At 46.3% G+C, this 18,460-nt stretch carries 5 protein-coding genes; 3 read left to right on the forward strand and 2 right to left on the reverse strand.

Annotated features, from left to right (window positions below; all coding sequences use genetic code 11):
• Position 1 precedes the first annotated feature (1 nt).
• On the reverse strand, positions 2–1,354 hold the full coding sequence (locus tag AACV12_RS11500) for an HlyD family type I secretion periplasmic adaptor subunit (RefSeq protein ID WP_170900360.1): 1,353 nt from the start codon (positions 1,352–1,354) through the stop codon (positions 2–4).
• Positions 1,351–3,459 carry a type I secretion system permease/ATPase gene (locus tag AACV12_RS11505; protein WP_170900361.1) on the reverse strand — a complete coding sequence of 703 codons (2,109 nt, stop codon included), beginning with the start codon at positions 3,457–3,459 and terminating at the stop codon, positions 1,351–1,353. Before AACV12_RS11505 ends, AACV12_RS11500 begins: the two co-directional genes overlap by 4 nt.
• A gap of 303 nt (positions 3,460–3,762) precedes the next feature.
• Here AACV12_RS11505 and rtxH point away from each other — a divergent pair, with 303 nt between their 5' ends.
• Genes rtxH through rtxA form a run of 3 tightly spaced genes read left to right on the forward strand, consistent with a single transcriptional unit; the run spans position 3,763 to position 18,271 of the window.
• Positions 3,763–4,098 carry a protein RtxH gene (gene rtxH, locus AACV12_RS11510; RefSeq protein WP_013856638.1) on the forward strand — a complete coding sequence of 112 codons (336 nt, stop codon included), beginning with the start codon at positions 3,763–3,765 and terminating at the stop codon, positions 4,096–4,098.
• Positions 4,099–4,113: 15 nt separating this feature from the next.
• Positions 4,114–4,575: an RTX toxin-activating lysine-acyltransferase RtxC gene (gene rtxC / locus AACV12_RS11515; RefSeq protein ID WP_017044044.1), complete on the forward strand. Its 462-nt coding sequence runs from the start codon at positions 4,114–4,116 to the stop codon at positions 4,573–4,575.
• Between the two features lie 22 nt (positions 4,576–4,597).
• On the forward strand, positions 4,598–18,271 hold the full coding sequence (gene rtxA / locus AACV12_RS11520) for an MARTX multifunctional-autoprocessing repeats-in-toxin holotoxin RtxA (protein WP_170900362.1): 13,674 nt from the start codon (positions 4,598–4,600) through the stop codon (positions 18,269–18,271).
• Positions 18,272–18,460: the final 189 nt, after the last annotated feature.

Here is an 18,460-nt window from a genome sequence, read left to right on the forward strand (position 1 = left end):
TCTATTTTTCTCGCAATGCTTCAGCTTGATATTCTCGGATTGGGCTGAGTAGATAATCGATGATCCGACGTTGGTCGGTTTTAATCTCAGCCACGACAGACATACCGGGCAATAAGGCAACAGAGGTACCATCGACCTCAATTGTGTGGTTTAACAATTGCACTTGAGCGGGAAAAACCAACCCAAGTTGCTCATCCATTGTCGAGTCTCTAGAGACGTGGACCAATGTCGCCGATAAGGTGCCGTAACGCGTATAGGGAAAGGCATCAATTTTCAACGTCACGGGTTGGCCAGCATAAATAAAGCCAATGTCTTTATTGAGAATTTTAACTTCGGCGACTTGTACCGAATCGTCAGGTACAATAATCATCAAGTTTTGTGCTGGTTGTAAGACTGCCCCAAGGGTGTGAACACTCAATTGCTGTACAGTGCCAGTGACAGGAGAGCGAACCACTTGTAATCCTTCATGTTCACGCACTTTGTCCAGTTCATGTCGCAGCGCAGAGAGTTGTAGGTGTGCTTGCTGACTTTTGTCTTGCCACTCTCTGGCTTTTTGCGCACGCAGCGCTTTTAAACGCTCTTCTAGGTTGAGATATTGCTTTTGCAGCACATGTTGTTGTGATGTTTGCTGGGCTAACGCTCGTTCGGATTCTAATAACTCTTTTTCCTGCTCCAGATACTGCACTTGACCGATCAAACGCTGTTGCTTGAGCTTTTTTTGAGCATCAAGGCGCTGAGTAATATTACTCACTAACTGTTTTAAGCCTCTGATATCGACCTCAAGTGAGGATTGGGAAGCAAGATTGACCTGCATTTCAGCACGCAAGTTTTCCAACACCGATGTGAATTCGTTCTTTTCAGTATCAAAGCTGTCAATGACCTCTTGCTGCGCCGAAGGTGCCAATGCCAAATACAGGGGATGTTGAGCTAGAACAGCCTTACCACGCAACGCTTGATACTTTAGAAATTCATGGGTTTGATAGCGTATTTGATGACGCAAACGTTCAATATCTTGGCTAACGCCTAACGTGTCCAGAGTCAGTAAGGGCATCCCTTTTTCGACACGTTCGCCGTCTGCTATATGGATTTGTGCTACTCGGCTTTGTTCGTAAGACTGAATCACTTGCGAGCGCCCAGGGACTAACAGCCGCCCGTTTGCGGTCGCTTGGATATCCAATTTCCCCCAATAGGTCCAAAGTAAGGTGAGCAGTAACCCTACACTTAGCGTGATGGCGGTGATGCGAGCAAACGGAGAGGGTGGGCTCTGCTGTAGAGCAAGATGGCCGGGTAAAAACTCAAAGTAGCCGTTCGTTTTCGGGCGCTTAGAGCGAAGCTTCTTTAACTGAGAGATCATACTCGCTCATCCTCTTGTTTTAATGCTTGTTGCAGTTGCCACAACTGGAAATATTTGCCTTGCTCTGCGAGAAGTTGTAGATGCGTGCCTTGCTCTGTAATCTCGCCTTTTTCCAGCACGATAATCCGGTCACACTCTCTTACCGTAGAGAGGCGGTGTGCAATGGTAATAACGGTACGCCCGGCGGCAATTTGCTCCATATTGGTTTGAATGATGGCTTGTGATTCGTCATCTAAAGCGCTGGTGGCTTCATCAAGAATCAAAATCTTAGGGTCTGCAAGCAGTGTGCGGGCAATGGCTAAACGTTGTCGTTGTCCGCCTGAAAGTGACTGCCCCCCTTCAGCTAAAATCGTGTCGTAACCCAGTGGCAGCTTTAAAATAAAATCATGAGCGCCCGCTAATTTTGCTGCTTGCACAATCTCATCCAAACTGGCTTGTGGCTTTGAATGGGCAATGTTGTCACTAACACTTTTACTAAAGAGAAAGTTCTCTTGTGATACCACCCCCAGCTGGCGACGCAATTCATGAACACCGATCTGTTTGAGTGAGGTGTTATCGAACATGATTTGGCCTGATTCAGGGCTGTACAGCTTGAGTAAAAGCCGAGCCAAGGTGCTTTTTCCCGACCCCGAGCCACCGACCACACCAATTTTCTCACCCGCTTGGATATTGAGTGAAAGCTGATTGATGGTCAGCGGTAAATCGGGTTGATAACGGAAACTCACCTGATTGAGAGTGATCGCACCTTGCAGTTGTAGGGGATTGCTGGCTTGCTGCTGCTCGGTGGGCAAATTGAGTAGGTCGGAAAGTTTATCGACTGCAATTTGCGCTTGTATAAATTGCCCCCACAGCTCGACGAGCCGGGCAAGAGTTTGTGCAACATGACTGGCGAGCATGTTAAAAGCGATCAGTTGACCTATGGTCATTTGTAACGCGAGCACTTCGGATGCACCAATCCATAGTAGAAAGACGCTCGTTATTTTTTGGATGAACTGCACTGCGTGGCTAGAGCGGTTATTCCACTGCTGAACCACATAGTTGCTCGATATCATCTGTTCGGTTTGAGTATCCCAACGTCGAATAAAGCGAGGTTCAGTCGCTAAGCTTTTAATGGTATCACTCCCCGCGACGGTTTCAGTTAGAAACGAAGTGTTGTGCGCCATATGGGTAAATTGTTGTTCAATCGCTTGTTGCAGCCTTGGGGTTAGCCACCAAGCCAAAAAGAGATAACACGGCAGTGTGGCCAATACCAATAAGGTTAGCCCGCCAGAAAGTAAGCTCATCACATAGAAAAAGATCACGAGAAAAACGAGATCAATCGTAAGGGTAAACATCGAACCTGTGATGAACTCGCGTATGGTATCGAGCTCTCTTACTCGAGTCACAATCGCCCCAACTTGCCTTGATTTGAAAAACAGCAGCGGCAAACCAAACAGATGGTGAACCAATTTAATGCCAAGCTTAATATCAATGCGGTTAGCGGTATGAGCATATTGATATTCGCGTAAACCGCGTAGCAATACCTCAGCTATTCCAGAAATAACTAAGACGAACACTAAAACATCGAGTGTCGAGTGGGCTTGATGCACTAATACTTTGTCCATCACGACTTGGAAAAATAGCGGTGTAATAAGTGCAATAACTTGCAGTACGAAAGAGAATAAAACAATCTCAGCGATTAAATGTTTATGTTGCGATAATTCAGGTAAGAACCAACGAATATCAAAAGAGGATTGCTTTTTTTTGATATCTAGCGTTTTTCCATTCCAATTCTGTTTTAAATAGCTTGCATCTACTACTTTTGGGGTATCTGAATTACATGGGTGAATTAAACATTTATCCTGTTCAACTTTAGCCAAAATAAATGGGTGATTATTTTGGTTAAATAAAATAATCGGTTTCTTTATTTTAGTAATTCCAGTAAAAGACTTCACTTTATTAGCAGTGACTAAATAATTTCTTCCTTTTAAATCTTTTATTATTGAATCAATTGCATTGGATGGCGTTTCATTAGAGATGTCTAATTTTATCTCACGAATTCCGATCAGCGGTAAGTAGACTGATAAGCAATGTAGCATGGCTTTTTTTTCATTTAAATCAGTCATATATTTGATTCTTCAAGGGCCAGAAAAAGAAAGGGGGCGGATCATATCATTAATATCAATAGATGCTCAAATATTATCTGGTCTGATTAGTTAATTGCGGTTTTTAAAGGTTTTAATTATCAGTTGCTTGTATTCGGTAATATTTTGGTTTTGTTAATTTATTCATGACTTAGCGTTATTGTATGGTTGCATGCCATTGAAATGCTGTATAACATTAAAAATCATTTTTGGGTTATCGCTACTTTTTTATAAGTGGCTTTAATCTTTTTTTATTTTCTTTTTAAATTATGAGGTGATTTATTTATGTCTGAGAAATTCGTTCAAACTGTATCGAGTGTTAATTATAATAAAGGTGTTTTTTCTCTCTATTTTGTTGGACAGAATCAATCCAACATGGCAAACGGTATTATGGCGGAAAGTGATACGGACTTAGAGCTAAAAGAAGTGATTCATATGCCTGCTTCTGGTTTTATGTATATGGTTTCGATGGTTAAGAATATGCTTGAAGATCCTCGTATGAACGAAGAGTTAGAAAAATTAATTGCCGCAGGTTTTCTACCATCACCGAGTGAAGCACCTCAAGAGAACGAGAGTGGTATTGAGCCTGCTAAAAAACGCGTGACACGCACGAAAAAATAAAAGGTGGCTTAGCGTATGTTGATTCAACATCACGCGGCAAAACTGGATCGTGCAATGATGCAGAAAATGATGGGTGGGATTCTTCTGCTCAGCCAATATTCTCCTCTGCATCAGCGGTATCTTATCAGTGAATGGCAGCAACGGATTATGCCATCATTTGAGTTAAATCAGTTTTGCTATTACGAAGATGAACAAGGACGTCCAATTGCATTTTGTAATTGGGCGTTTTTGTCTGAGCAAGTGAGAGAGTTGCTATTGTCCGGTGAACGAGAAATCGAAGCCGCTGACTGGCGCTCTGGTGATCATATCTACATTCCTGAAATGCTTGCTCCTTTTGGTCACGGACGTCAAATCGTCAATGACTTACGACAGCGTGTTTTCTTGCCGTGGAAAGGGCAAAAAGTGTGTACTGTCCGCGGCAAAATCGACACGCAAAACGACCGCTGTATCCGTAAGGTACAGTGGTTTTCTATTTAAATAATAATAAGAGCCACAGTCTATGGGAAAACCATTTTGGAGAAGTGTCGAATACTTCTTCACCGGAAATTATTCCGCCGACGATGGAAATAACGACATTGTTGCCATCGGTTTTGGCGGCGAAATTCATGCTTATGGTGGAGATGATCATATTCATCTGGGGTCGATCGGAGCCACGGTATATACCGGTTCAGGTAACGATACGGTATCGGCGGGGGCCGGCTATCTAAAAGTTGAGGATACAACGGGGAACCTGAGCGTTCGAGGCGCTGCGGGTTATGCTGATATCAAGAAAAACGGAGACGGTAATCTCTCATTTTCAGGTGCTGCTGGTGGTGTAGACATTGGTCATGACGGCCAGCATGGCAACATCAGCTACGCAGGTGCTGCGGCTTACAACCACATTAAGCGCCAAGGGTTATCAGGCCATGTTTCTTTCCAAGGTGCTGGTGGCTACAACGCTATCTGGCATGAAACCAATCATGGAAACTTGAGTTTCGAAGGTGCAGGTGCGGGCAATAAAATCGATCGTACTTGGTTTAACCAGTATCAAGGATCTCAAGGTGATGTGCGTTTTGTCGGCGCGGGGGTTGCTAACAGTATTAGCTCACGTGTTGAAAGCGGTAACCTGCACTTTAGTGGAGCTGGTGCGGATAACCATTTGGTTCGCAAAGGCAAGGTTGGGGATGTTACCCTAGAGGGTGCCGGGGCATCCAATCGAATTGAGCGTACGCACAATGCGAACGATGTGTATACCGAAACACGCGGTAATATTCGCTTCGAAGGTGTGGGTGGTTACAACAGCCTTTACTCTGATGTGGCACATGGTGATATTCATTTCTCGGGCGCCGGTGCTTATAACACCATTACTCGTAAAGGTTCTGGGGATGACTTTGCGAAAGAAGGAATGGCCAATGCCAAGGCTGATAAAGTTGTATTAACTAAGGCGGTGATGAGTGGTTCATGGATAGGACAAAATCATCAAGTCACGGCAGTAAAATCAGCTAACGAGCCTAATACTTATCTTTTTGCTTTCGCAGACTCCTCGTATACCAAAATTAACAAAGTACAGTTGCGTAATGATCCTCAAACCGGAGAACTGAGATATTACTCTTCGGCTTGGTATAAAGAGGGTAACCATTTAAACAACTTAGCGAATCAAGATATTTCCAACAACGGTGGTTTCACAGCCGTTAATATCAATGGTGCTTACACGTTATCTGATCTCAAAGTTGAACATCAACAATCTGTCACCGTTCATGCCGTTGAAAAAAGCCTGACTGAATATGAGTGGGTGACTTACGCCAATGGTGCGGTGATTGATGCGAAAGATGTGTCATTGTCGGATGCAAAAATGGGTGGTCACGCGATTTATGCTGATGGCACTAAGGTTGATGTCAAAGCGGTGAAATCAAACCGCAAACCCAACACTTATGTTTACGCTAAAGTGCTGGGACCCTACACGAAAATCGTTGTGGTTGAACTGGCTAACGATGCCGAAACTGGCGCGCTGAAATATCAAGCTCGCTCTTGGTATAAAGAAGGTGATCACACTGCCAATTTAGCTAACCAAGATATTTCGTCTGCGTATGGATATCACGCAATGGGCAAAGGGGATTACTCGCTCAGCGACTTGCATTACAGCGTTAACGCGGTAAGAAGTACCAGCGAAACCGTGGCTGATATCGACGAATACACGGATCAAACCTTATTCAAACCCGTAAGCGATAGCGGCGAAAGCTCTGGCGATATTCATTTCAATGGTGTCGGTGGCGGTAACGTTATTAAATCCAACGTAACACGCGGTCATGTTTACTTTAACGGTGGCGGTCTTGCCAACGTGATCCTGCATAGCTCTCAGTTCGGTAACACTGAATTTAACGGTGCAGGCGCGGCTAACGTGATTGTCAAAAGTGGCGAAGAAGGGGATCTCACCTTCCGCGGCGCAGGTTTGGCAAACGTATTAGTGCACCAAAGTCAGCAAGGCAAGATGGATGTTTACGCGGGTGGTGCGTTGAACGTGCTGGTTCGTGTCGGTAACGGCGACTATCTGGCTCACTTATTGGCTTACGGCAACATCTCGGTACAGAAAGGCCAAGGCAATAGTCGAGTTACTCTACTGGGCGGCTATAACACGCACACGCAAATCGGTAGTGGTGATGCACTATGGCTAGCGGCTGGCGGTTTCAATGTCATGACGCAAGTCGGTCAAGGCGATGTGGCTGCGGTACTCGCTGGCGGTGCAAACGTACTGACCAAAATGGGTGAGGGTGAACTCACGTCGGGTATGCTGGGTGGCGCGAACGTAATAACCCACATCAGCAATGATGATCAATTATCGAATACCACGGCTGTGGCACTTGGCGGTGCAAATATTCTCACCAAAAAAGGCAAAGGGAATACCCTTGCGGTGATGGGTGGTGGCGCAAACGTGCTTACCCATGTTGGTGATGGCACCACAACGGGTGTCATGGTCGGCGGTGCGAACATTCTCACCAAAGTAGGTAACGGCGACACGACCGGCATTATGCTTGGCGTTGGCAACGTGCTGACGCATGTGGGTGATGGCCAAACCCTTGGCGTAATGGGCGCGGCGGGTAACATCTTCACCAAAGTGGGTGATGGAACCTCTATTGCGGTCATGATTGGTGCTGGCAACATTTTTACCCATGTGGGAGAAGGGAATGCTTGGGCGCTGATGGGCGGCTTGGGTAACGTCTTTACCAAAGTAGGCAACGGTGATGCTCTCGCGTTAATGGTAGCAGAAGCCAACGTCTTCACTCACATTGGTGATGGCATGTCGGTGGCACTGATGTTAGCCAAAGGCAACATTGCGACAAAAGTGGGTAATGGAACCACACTCGCGGCGATGGTGGGGAACGCCAACATCTTTACCCATATTGGTCATGGCAGCACGTTTGCGGCGATGATCGGCCAAGCCAATATCATGACCAAAGTGGGCAATGATCTCACGGCGGCGCTGATGGTCGGCAAAGCGAACATCATGACCCATGTTGGCGATGGTACCAGCCTAGGGCTGTTTGCTGGCGAAGTGAACGTGATGACTAAGGTTGGTAACGGCACTACGCTAGCGGCGATGTTCGGTAAAGCCAACATCATGACCCATGTCGGCGATGGTTTAACCGGTGTACTCGCACTGGGTGAAGCCAATATCGTTACCAAAGTGGGTGATGATTTCATGGGTGTGGTGGCCGCGGCCAAAGCCAACGTCGTGACTCATGTTGGTGATGCTACCACCGCAGCCGTATTGGCGGGTAAAGGCAATATCCTCACCAAGGTGGGTGAAGGTACAACCGTTGGTTTATTGATCTCCGATGTCGGCAACGTGATGACCCACGTTGGTGACGGCACCACCATTGGTATTGCCAAAGGTAAGGCCAACCTCATTACCAAAGTCGGTGATGGTTTAGGTGTTAATGTCGCTTGGGGGCAAGCCAACGTGTTTACCCAAGTGGGCGACGGTGATCGCTATAACTTTGCCAAAGGTGAAGCCAACCTCATCAGCAAAGTGGGCGATGGTCAAGAAGTCTCTGTCGTGCAAGGTCAAGCCAATATCATTACCCATGTGGGTGATGGTGATGATTATACCGGTGCTTGGGGCAAAGCCAACGTTATCACCAAAGTGGGTAATGGCCGAAATGTTGTGCTAGCCAAAGGTGAAGCCAACATCGTGACTCAAGTGGGTGATGGCGATAGCTTTAACGCACTTTGGAGTAAGGGCAACATCGTCACCAAAGTCGGTGATGGTATGCAGGTGACCGCCGCGAAAGGTAAAGCGAACGTAACGACTCGAGTGGGAGATGGCCTAAACGTCACCGCCGCTTATGGTGATGCCAATATTAACACCGTGGTTGGTGACGGTATTTCGGTCAATGTTGCTTGGGGCCAATACAACGTCAATACCAAAATCGGCGATGGTTTGAACGTCGCGGTCATGAAAGGTAAAGCCAACGCTAATATTCATGTTGGTGATGGTTTAGGGGTTAATGCTTCTTACGCTCAAAACAACGTGGCGATCAAAATCGGTAATGGTGATTTCTACAGTTTGGCGGTCGCGTCGAGCAACACCAGTAGCAACAAGCTCTCCGCCCTGTTTGATAACATCAAGCAAACCGTACTTGGTGTAGGTGGTAGCCAAGCAATCAACTACTTAGTGCAAGGCGATGAAGCATCATCATCCGGCACGCATAAAGGCCGTGGTGCGATTGCGACACCTGAAATCACCAAGCTGGATGGCTTCCAAATGGAGGCGATTGAAGAAGTGGGCTCTGATTTGGGAGACAGCCTAACAGGTAGTGTGACCAAGGTAGACGCACCTGATCTCAATCAAATGCAAAATGCGCTCAGCGTTGATGACTCTTCGGACCAAGTTCAAGGGCCAAATCTCATTGTTAATGGCGATTTTGAGCAGGGGGAGTACGGTTGGAGGGCCTCTAACGGTATTGAAGCAGGTTTTTCTGCCAACGGTTATGGCGTTGCAAGTGAAGGACACGGCAACCGAGTCAGTGAGCTTGACACCTACATCAACACGACCATTTTTCAAGATCTGAATGATCTCAATCATGGCGAAGTTATTACGCTGAGCTTTGATTTTGCAAAACGTGCAGGCATTTCTAATAACGAAGGCATTGACGTTCTCTGGAACGGCGAAGTGGTTTTCTCATCGTCTGGTGATGAATCTGCTTGGCAGAAAAAAACCTTAAAACTGACCGCTCAAGCTGGCAGCAACCGTATCGAATTCAAAGGCACAGGCCACGATGATGGGTTGGGCTATATCTTAGATAACGTAGTTGCGAAATTAGAAACGCTACAGCAAACTAATGCGGTGAGTGAGCATGCAACGCAAAATCAAGCGTCGCAGAATGCCCTATCAGACAAAGAGCGCGCAGAAGCGGATCGCCAGCGTCTAGAACAAGAAAAGCAGAAACAGCTCGATGCTGTCGCAGGTTCGCAAAGCCAACTGGAATCTACCGACCAACAAGCTCTGGAAAATAATGGTCAAGCTCAACGCGATGCAGTGAAAGAAGAGTCGGAAGCCGTGATGGCTGAGTTGACCGAACTGGCACAAGGTCTCGATGTGCTCGATGACAAAGCCACGCATACGGGTGAGTCGGGCGACCAATGGCGCAACGATTTTGCCGGTGGCTTGCTTGATGGTGTTCAAACCCAATTGGACAACGCAAAACAGGTTTCTGGTGAGCAGATTGCTGCCGCGAAACAGACGCACTCGGACAATCAAAATAAAGCCAAAGATTCGGTTGCACAATCGGAAGTAGGCGTCGCAAAAGGTGAGCAAAACCTGGCGGGTGCAGAGCAAGGCATTGCTGATGCTAAAGCCGATGCAGAAACACGCAAAGCCGATGCTGTAGCGAAAAGTAACGACGCGAAACAGGCCGAATCTGACGCACACAGCGCAGCAAACGACGCGCAATCGCGTGGTGATCGCGATGCGATGAACGCGGAACATAAAGCCAACCAAGTGCAGAATGATGCGAAAGGGGCTAAGCAAAACGAAAGCGATCGCCCTGATCGTCAAGGTGTTGCGGGCAGCGGCCTTGTAGGTCAAGCACATCGCGTCGAAGCCGCTGCGGGCCGCCATATCAACGCTGACAGTCAAACAAACGCTGATGGCCGCTTTAGCGAAGGCTTGAGCGAGCAAGAGCTAGAAGCCTTAGAAGGTGCGACCAATGCAGTCAACCGCCTGCAAATTAACGCAGGAATTCGAGCGAAAAATACGGGTAGTTCTGTCACTTCGATGTTCACTGAGACAAACGCCGACAGCATTGTTGTGCCAACAACGGCCTCTCAGGATGTGAGCCGAAAAGAGATTCACATTTCAGGGGTGAACCTAGAAGGGTTGAGCGCTGTTAAGAGAAGTCAACCGACTGGCCTACTTGGTTCTAAAAGCGTTCCTGGGTTTAAAAGCCATTTTGCATCGACATCCATTGGTATAGAAAATGAGCTATCTGGCCTAGTTGTTGTTTTACCTAAGAACTCAGCACAGACGTTTGGATATGTGCATGATTCACAAGGTAACCCATTGTTTATGTTGACCAAAGATATGAATCAAGGTGGTTACAGTAACCCAGTTGGTATCACTGATATCAAAGGGGTGAACAACTGGCAGACTCATACCATTGAATTGGTTACATATCCTAGTGAAACCAGTGATATGGTTGCGATTGAAAGTCGCAAAGAGGCAATGTTATGGCTAGCGAAAGAATTTACAGGCCATATCAATCAATCGAACCACCATAGCTTACCTAGTTTGGTTAGTGATGACGGGCGTTTTACGCTGGTTATATCGAATTCGAAGCATTTCATCGCGGCGGGTAACGGTACTTCTATTGAAGCTCAAGGGCAGACAATAGGAATGACCCCTAGTGGGCAACAAGCCACGATGGCCATCAGTGCGAAAGAATTTGGTTCAAGCTCGTCATTGGAAGTGAGACTTCTAGAATCTGCGCCTTGGTATCAGTCAGGACTGAGAGATGAATTTTTAGTAAATGCGAACGAAGCTAAATTAGATGATCCAGTGGTAGCGCAAAATGTGTATGCCTATCTAACATCGGTGTATTCAAAAACAGCAAATCTGGCGAAAGAGTACGGTATCTATATTAATGATTGGGATCCTGCATCTGAAGGCTTCTCGCCGAATGCTCAAGGGTTAACCGATCCGAAAGTGAAAAATGCTTGGGAGATTTTGCCGAGAACTAAGCCAGTAAAAATGCTGGAGCTTCTGAGCGCAGACGACTCACGATACGTGCGACAACAAATTATTGAGAAGCTGAAAGGTTCACATTCAGAAAGCCTTGCTAAGAACGTGTTTGAATACTTCCAGTATGGCGGAGAAGTGGCGGGGCATGGAATCAACAATGCAACGACAGGAAGTTCGCAGCAGCCTGAACCCGCGATTTTGTTTGAGTTTCGCAGTGTGCCGAGTGTTTTAAGTAAATTTGTGCCTAAAACAGAGTCCACCGCAAAAGTTGATGTTAAGGCACTCGATCATTTTGACTCTGCTAGCCGCAAAGCCATCATTACTGAAGTGAATGCTCTGGTGAGCGATAGTGATGATTTCAATGCCTGGTATCAGGAGTATCGGGCAAGCAAAGGCCAGCCTCCAGTTAAAAACCCTAAATTCAGTGCTTCTGCAAATCATAAAGCAGAATGGTTGATGACGCAGCATGCCGAGCAATGGGCGAAAGTGACAGCGCCTTATATCGAAAGTAATGAGACGAGCACGTCAACACAAACGACGGTAGAAACGGGCGAAGTGCTTAAAGGACTCGAGAAAGATTTCAAACTTTATGGCGAAGCGCTGCAACCGGATACTCGCGTACCGGGCAAATTGAAAGACATTCGGACAACCGAAGATTTCTTGAATGGTTATAAAAACGACCATGCGAAGGATATCGTTGACGGCTTCCGTTCAAACATGAACATCAAGCAACTGGTGGATCTGTTTGTTAAAGGAAACTGGAGTGCAGAGCAAAAAGGTGCGCTTGCTTGGGAAATTGAAAGTCGTGCACTGAAAGTGACGTTCCAGAACAAGTCTGAGAAGTACAACCGACTGTTCCGTGAGATTGCCTCTGCTGGCGTCGTGGATGCGAAAGCGACCGAGCAACTTGCGCCACAGTTAATGCTGTTGAACCTATCGAACGACGGTTTTGGTGGTCGTTGTGATCCACTTTCTAAACTCGTTCTGGTTGCAAAGCAGCTCGAAAACGATGGCCAAATTGGCGTTGCAAGACAACTGCTAGAGAAGATGTACTCTGCGGCAGCAGTGCTGAGCAATCCAACGCTTTACTCAGACAGTGAAAAAGCCAACGCTAGCAAACTGCTCAGCAGCTTGGCGGCCATTCATGCAAAGAACCCAATGCATGATACGTCGATGAAAGTGTGGCAGGAAAAGCTGGAAGGGAAGCAAGCGCTGACCGTAAACAGTGTGGTTGAGAAAATCACTGATGCATCGGCTAACGGTAAATCGGTGTTGCTGGAACTTGATGCTCCGGGACATGCGATGGCGGCTTGGGCAAAAGGCTCAGGTGACGAGCGAGTTTACGGCTTCTACGATCCAAATGCTGGCATCGTTGAGTTCTCGTCAGCAGAGAAGTTTGGCGCCTACCTAACGCGTTTCTTCGGCAAGTCCGATCTGAACATGGCTCAAAGCTATAAGCTGGCTAAAAACGACGCAGGTGAAGCAATCTTCAACCGCGTGGTGGTAATGGATGGCAACACGTTAGCAAGCTACAAGCCAACCTTCGGCGACAAAACCACTATGCAGGGGATCCTCGATTTACCTGTGTTTGACGCAACGCCGATTAAAAAACCAGGTACTTCAGATGTCGATGCAAAAGTTGTAGATGACACGAAAGAAGCATTGGCTGATGGAAAGATACTTCACAACCAAGATGTGAATGATCACGATGAAATCACCACATTACTGAAAAACAAGCCTGTATTGGATAATGCGGAGACGATATCAAACGCAGATTCTCGCCATAAGAATTATCAATCCCGAGATTTAGTTCTCGAGCCAATCGTGCAACCAGAAACCATCGAGCTTGGTATGCCTGATATCGATCAGAAAATATTGGCGGAGGTTGCTGAGCGTGAAAATGTCATTATCGGTGTTCGACCAGTTGATGAGAAGTCGAAGTCACTGATTGATTCTAAGCTCTATAGCAGTAAAGGTTTATTCGTTAAGGCGAAAAGCTCTGATTGGGGGCCAATGTCTGGTTTTATTCCTGTAGATCAGTCATTTGCCAAAGCATCTGCGAGAAGAGATCTCGATAAATTTAACGGCTATGCCGAACAATCTATTGAGTCTGGTAATGCGGTAAGTGCCGATTTGTATCTAAATCAGGTTCGAATGGATGAGTTGGTGTCTAAATATCAGTCACTGACAGCTCTTGAGTTTGATGCAGAAAGCGGTATGTACAAAACAACGGCAACCAATGGTGATCAAACAGTCACTTTCTTCCTGAATAAAGTGACTGTTGAGAGTAAAGATCTGTGGCAGGTTCATTACATGAAAGATGGCGAGCTAGCGCCGTTCAAAGTGATTGGTGATCCTGTATCTAAACAGCCGATGACAGCAGACTATGATTTGTTGACGGTGATGTATTCCTACGCTGATCTAGGGCCGCAAGATAAGGTCAAGCAACCATTAACTTGGGAACAGTGGAAAGAGTCTGTTACTTACGAAGACTTAACGCCTAAGTATCAAGAGCTATACGACAGTGAGGTGCTTTATAACAAGAAGGATGGGGCGAGCCTTGGCGTTGTGAGCGATCGCTTAAAAACGCTGAAAGATGTGATCAATACCAGCTTGGGCAGAACCGATGGCCTAGAGATGGTGCATCATGGTGCAGACGACGCAAACCCTTATGCGGTAATGGCGGACAATTTCCCTGCGACTTTCTTTGTACCTAAAAGCTTCTTTATGGAAGATGGTTTAGGCGAAGGAAAGGGCTCTATCCAAACGTATTTCAATGTGAATGAGCAAGGTGCGGTGGTGATTCGTGATCCGCAGGAGTTTTCTAATTTCCAGCAGGTAGCGATTAATGTCAGTTACCGAGCATCACTCAATGATAAGTGGAATGCTGGCCTTGATGACCCACTCTTTACACCAAAACGTAAATTGTCTCATGAGTTCCTTGTAGCAAGAGACAAGATAGCCAAAATGTTAAGCAATGAGTCTAGCGATTTAGGCAACGACTCTGAATTAGAAGGAATTGCTGAGCGTCGTACTGTTGGCTCTGTTATAAATCACAATGAAGCTCGTGAAGGCGAACAAGGCAGTAAAGTTGTACATACAATTGACACTTTGCCATCTTCGGAGATATTGGATCAAGTTATTCGAGACCTGAATAAATCCTCTACTCTCATGAGTGAAACGAATTTTTATGATCCTAAGAAGTTTGAGTCAGATAGTGTGCGTGTAAAAGTAGAGTGGAAGCAGACGCTGACTAATATTAATAATATTAGAAGCATGTATTTCCCACATGACATGGCACGTTACTTTGAAGCACTGAAGGACTACAAAGTAGGTAACTGTGGTGATCGTGCACTATATGCAGCTCATCTCATTATGGATAAGTACAATTTTCAAGGTGAAGTGGAGCTTCTGAAACTGAAAGGTTCGGGTGATCATGTATTTGTCCGAGTTGGTGGGACATCAGATTCTGCAAAAATTATTGACCCTTGGACTGGTCAGCATTTTGCCCATAGCCAGATTAAAACTTTCCTTTACAACCCGAAAGAGAAAAAAGTAGAAGTCCATCGTTCTTTTGATAACCTTAAAGCGCTATTTAAGAACCTACATCTTACCAGCCTGAATTCTCTAACCAAGGTGCAGAATCACAACGTAGAAAACTGGGAAAATGTTGTCGTCATCCCAATAGCGGACGGCGGTGAAACGCGCTTTGACGGCCAAGTGATTGTTCAAATGGAAAACGATTCAGTAGTTGCAAAAGCGGCGGCAAATCTAGCTGGCAAGCATCCTGAAAACAGTGTGGTCGTTCAGCTCGATTCTGAGGGGAATTATCGCGTGGTGTATGGTGACCCATCGAAACTGGATGGAAAGCTGCGCTGGCAATTGGTTGGCCATGGGCGTGATGATTCAGAATACAACAACAGTCGCTTAAGTGGCTACAGTGCCGATGAACTTGCAGTGAAATTGGCGAAGTTCCAGCAGGCATTCGGCCAAGCGGAAAATATCAGCAACAAGCCTGACCATATCAGTATTGTCGGTTGCTCTTTAGTGAGTGATGACAAGCAGAAAGGCTTTGGTCATCAATTTATCAATGCCATGGATGCCAATGGTCTTCGCGTGGATGTGTCTGTTCGCAACTCTGATGTAGCGGTAGACACAACAGGGCGCAAACATACTCAAGATGCCAATGGAAATTGGGTAAAAAAGGCTGCAAACAATAAAGTCTCACTGACTTGGAATACGCAAGGCGAAGTTACCGCACGTGACGAGATCATTCGTAACGGTGTGGCGGAAGGGGATATCCATCTTTCTCGTGTTGGTGCGAGTGAGGTTAATGAGCCAGCACGTGGTGCCATCGGCGACAACAGTGAGGTGTTTGAAGCACCTGAAAAGCGTAAAACGGAAACGGATACTACGGCATCGGCGGGCAGTGACAATAAGCTCAGTTACTCGGGCAATATTCAGGTCAACGTCGGTGATGGTGAGTTCACCGCAGTTAACTGGGGTACGTCAAATGTTGGTATTAAAGTGGGTACGGGAGGCTTTAAGTCGCTTGCCTTTGGTGACAACAATGTCATGGTTCATATTGGTAATGGTGACAGCAAACATAGTGTCGACATCGCTGGTTATCAGGCGCTTGAAGGTGCTCAAATGTTTATGGGTAACCGCAACGTAAGTTTCAATATGGGTCGCAGTAATGACCTTATCGTGATGATGGATAAGTCGATCCCGACACCGCCACTGGTCAATCCATTTGATGGTGCATCACGTATTTCAGGAGTATTACAAAGCATCGCACAATCAGGAAAGGGTGCCGATTGGTTAGCGGCTCAAGAACAGCAGTGGACACTCTCTGGTGCGAAAAAATTTGTCAAAGAGATGTCTGGTCTCGATCAAACCAGCAGTGTTGACTACACCAGTTTGGTTGATTTGGACTCTCAGAATGAGCGCAGCAGCCGCGGCTTGAAGTCTGACGCTGAAGCAACGTTGAATAAAAAGTACAACCAGTGGCTAAGTGGCAATAGTAATAATGATACTGGCAAGATGAGCCGCGCGGATAAGTTCCGTCAAATGAACGAGAAGTTGGCCTTTAACTTCGCGGTCGGTGGCCAAGGAGCCGATATTCAGGTCACCACGGGCAACTGTAACTTTATGTTCGGAGACAACATCCAAGCGATTTTGGATACCAATCTCGGTTCATTGTTTGGCGTGTTAACCCAACAATTCTCAGCAACGGGAATGGCTCAAACGACCTTTACCTATAATCCGCAAGACTTGCCTCGTCAGCTTAAGAATAAGCTGCTGGGTAAATTTGCTGAGGTCGGTGCAGAGACGACTTTAGGTGATATCTTCGGTGTCAATTACACCGCTGATGGCAAAATAGTCTCTCGTACTGATGAAGCGGTAGATGGCGTTGCCATTTTAAAAGAGATGCTAGAAGTGATAGGCGAGTTTGGTGGTGAGCAGCTCAGCGCATTTACTGACCCAGAAAAATTGCTAGATAGCCTCAAAGCGGGAATCGATATGGGGGCTGATGGTCTTCAATCCTTTGCTGAAAGTCATGGACTGAAAGAGAAAGCACCAGAGGAAAACGATACAGCGCAAGTGACTCTCAATGGCGCGCCTGCGGCAACGGAAAACGTATCAGCCACTGTTGAAGAAACCAAACCAGAGCGCGCATTTGGTTTTAATGCGCTCAATTTGCCCAATTTATTTGCCACCATGTTTAGCAAAGATAAGCAGGCAGAGATGGCATCATTGGTCAGTAATCTGAAGCAGAATCTCACCGCCGATTTGCTCAATATGAAGGATAAAACGTTTGATTTCCTTCGTAACAGTGGGCATTTGCAAGGGGATGGCGATATGAACGTTTCTCTGGGCAATTACAACTTCAACTGGGGTGGTGACGGTAAAGATCTCGGCGCTTATCTAGGCGACAATAATAACTTCTGGGGCGGCCGAGATGACGATGTGTTCTACGCAACGGGAGTCTCCAATATTTTCACCGGCGGTGAAGGCCACGATATGGGCGTCTTAATGGGTCGCGAGAACATGATGTTCGGCGGTGATGGTAATGATACGGCGGTTGTGGCCGGACGCATTAACCACGTCTTTATGGGCGCGGGTGATGATCAATCCTTTGTCTTTGGCGAAGGTGGTGAGATCACCATGGGGTCAGGTAATGACTATGCGGTCACTTCAGGTAACTTCAACCGTGTGGACATGGGAGACGATCAAGACTTTGCTGTAACCATCGGTAATAACAACCAACTTGATCTTGGTGCAGGCAATGACTTTGCGAGAGTCTTTGGCAATCACAACCGAATTGATGCTGGCCAAGGAAACGATGAAGTCAAACTGATGGGTTACCATGCTTCGATTAATGCTGGCGAGGGCGAGGATTACTTAATTGCCGCCGCCATCTCAAAATTCAGCACATTAAACGGTGGAGAAGGTAACGATGTCATGGTGCTTGGGGGTTACCAAAATACGTTCAAAGGCGGTGCTGGCGTAGACAGTTTTGTGGTCAGTGGTCAGGTGATCGATAACGTGGTTGAAGATATTCGCCAAGGTGAAAACATCATCTTCAACGGTATTGATTGGAACCGTTTATGGTTTGAGCGTAGTGGTTACGATCTGAAAATCTCTATGGCACGCCATACTGATACTTCTTCCGATCAAACGCTATTTGATGCGTTAGGTTGTGTTACTTTCAATGATTATTTTGCAAATAATCGAGCCAAACTTATTATCGGTTTAGGTGAAAAAGACGCTCAAGGCGAGCAGGAATATACCTGCTTGACTGATAATGCGTTAGACAACCTCATTCAAGCGATGAGTTCCTTCGCGCCTAAGGTGGGAGAAAGCAACTTTATGGATGGATTAGCTTCTCAGCCTCAGCAAGCGATTATGGCCGCATGGTCGGATGTGAATACCGGGAAGTTTAGCTTGTCGTAATCATGTCTTTCACGGGTTAAAACCAGCCTTTGTGGGCGTGTCTGTTTGACAATAGTGCCCATATAAACCTAAAAACGCCTCCTGATTTTATAGAAAACAGGGGGTGTTTTTTTAGGCTCAAATAGGCAAAACCTAGCCGATACTAGCGAATACGAGTAAACTCTTCTCTTTTCATGGAAGAGCCCAGAA

Origin of the sequence: Vibrio sp. 2-2(8) (assembly GCF_963888495.1) — a bacterium.
Taxonomy (GTDB): domain Bacteria; phylum Pseudomonadota; class Gammaproteobacteria; order Enterobacterales; family Vibrionaceae; genus Vibrio; species Vibrio anguillarum.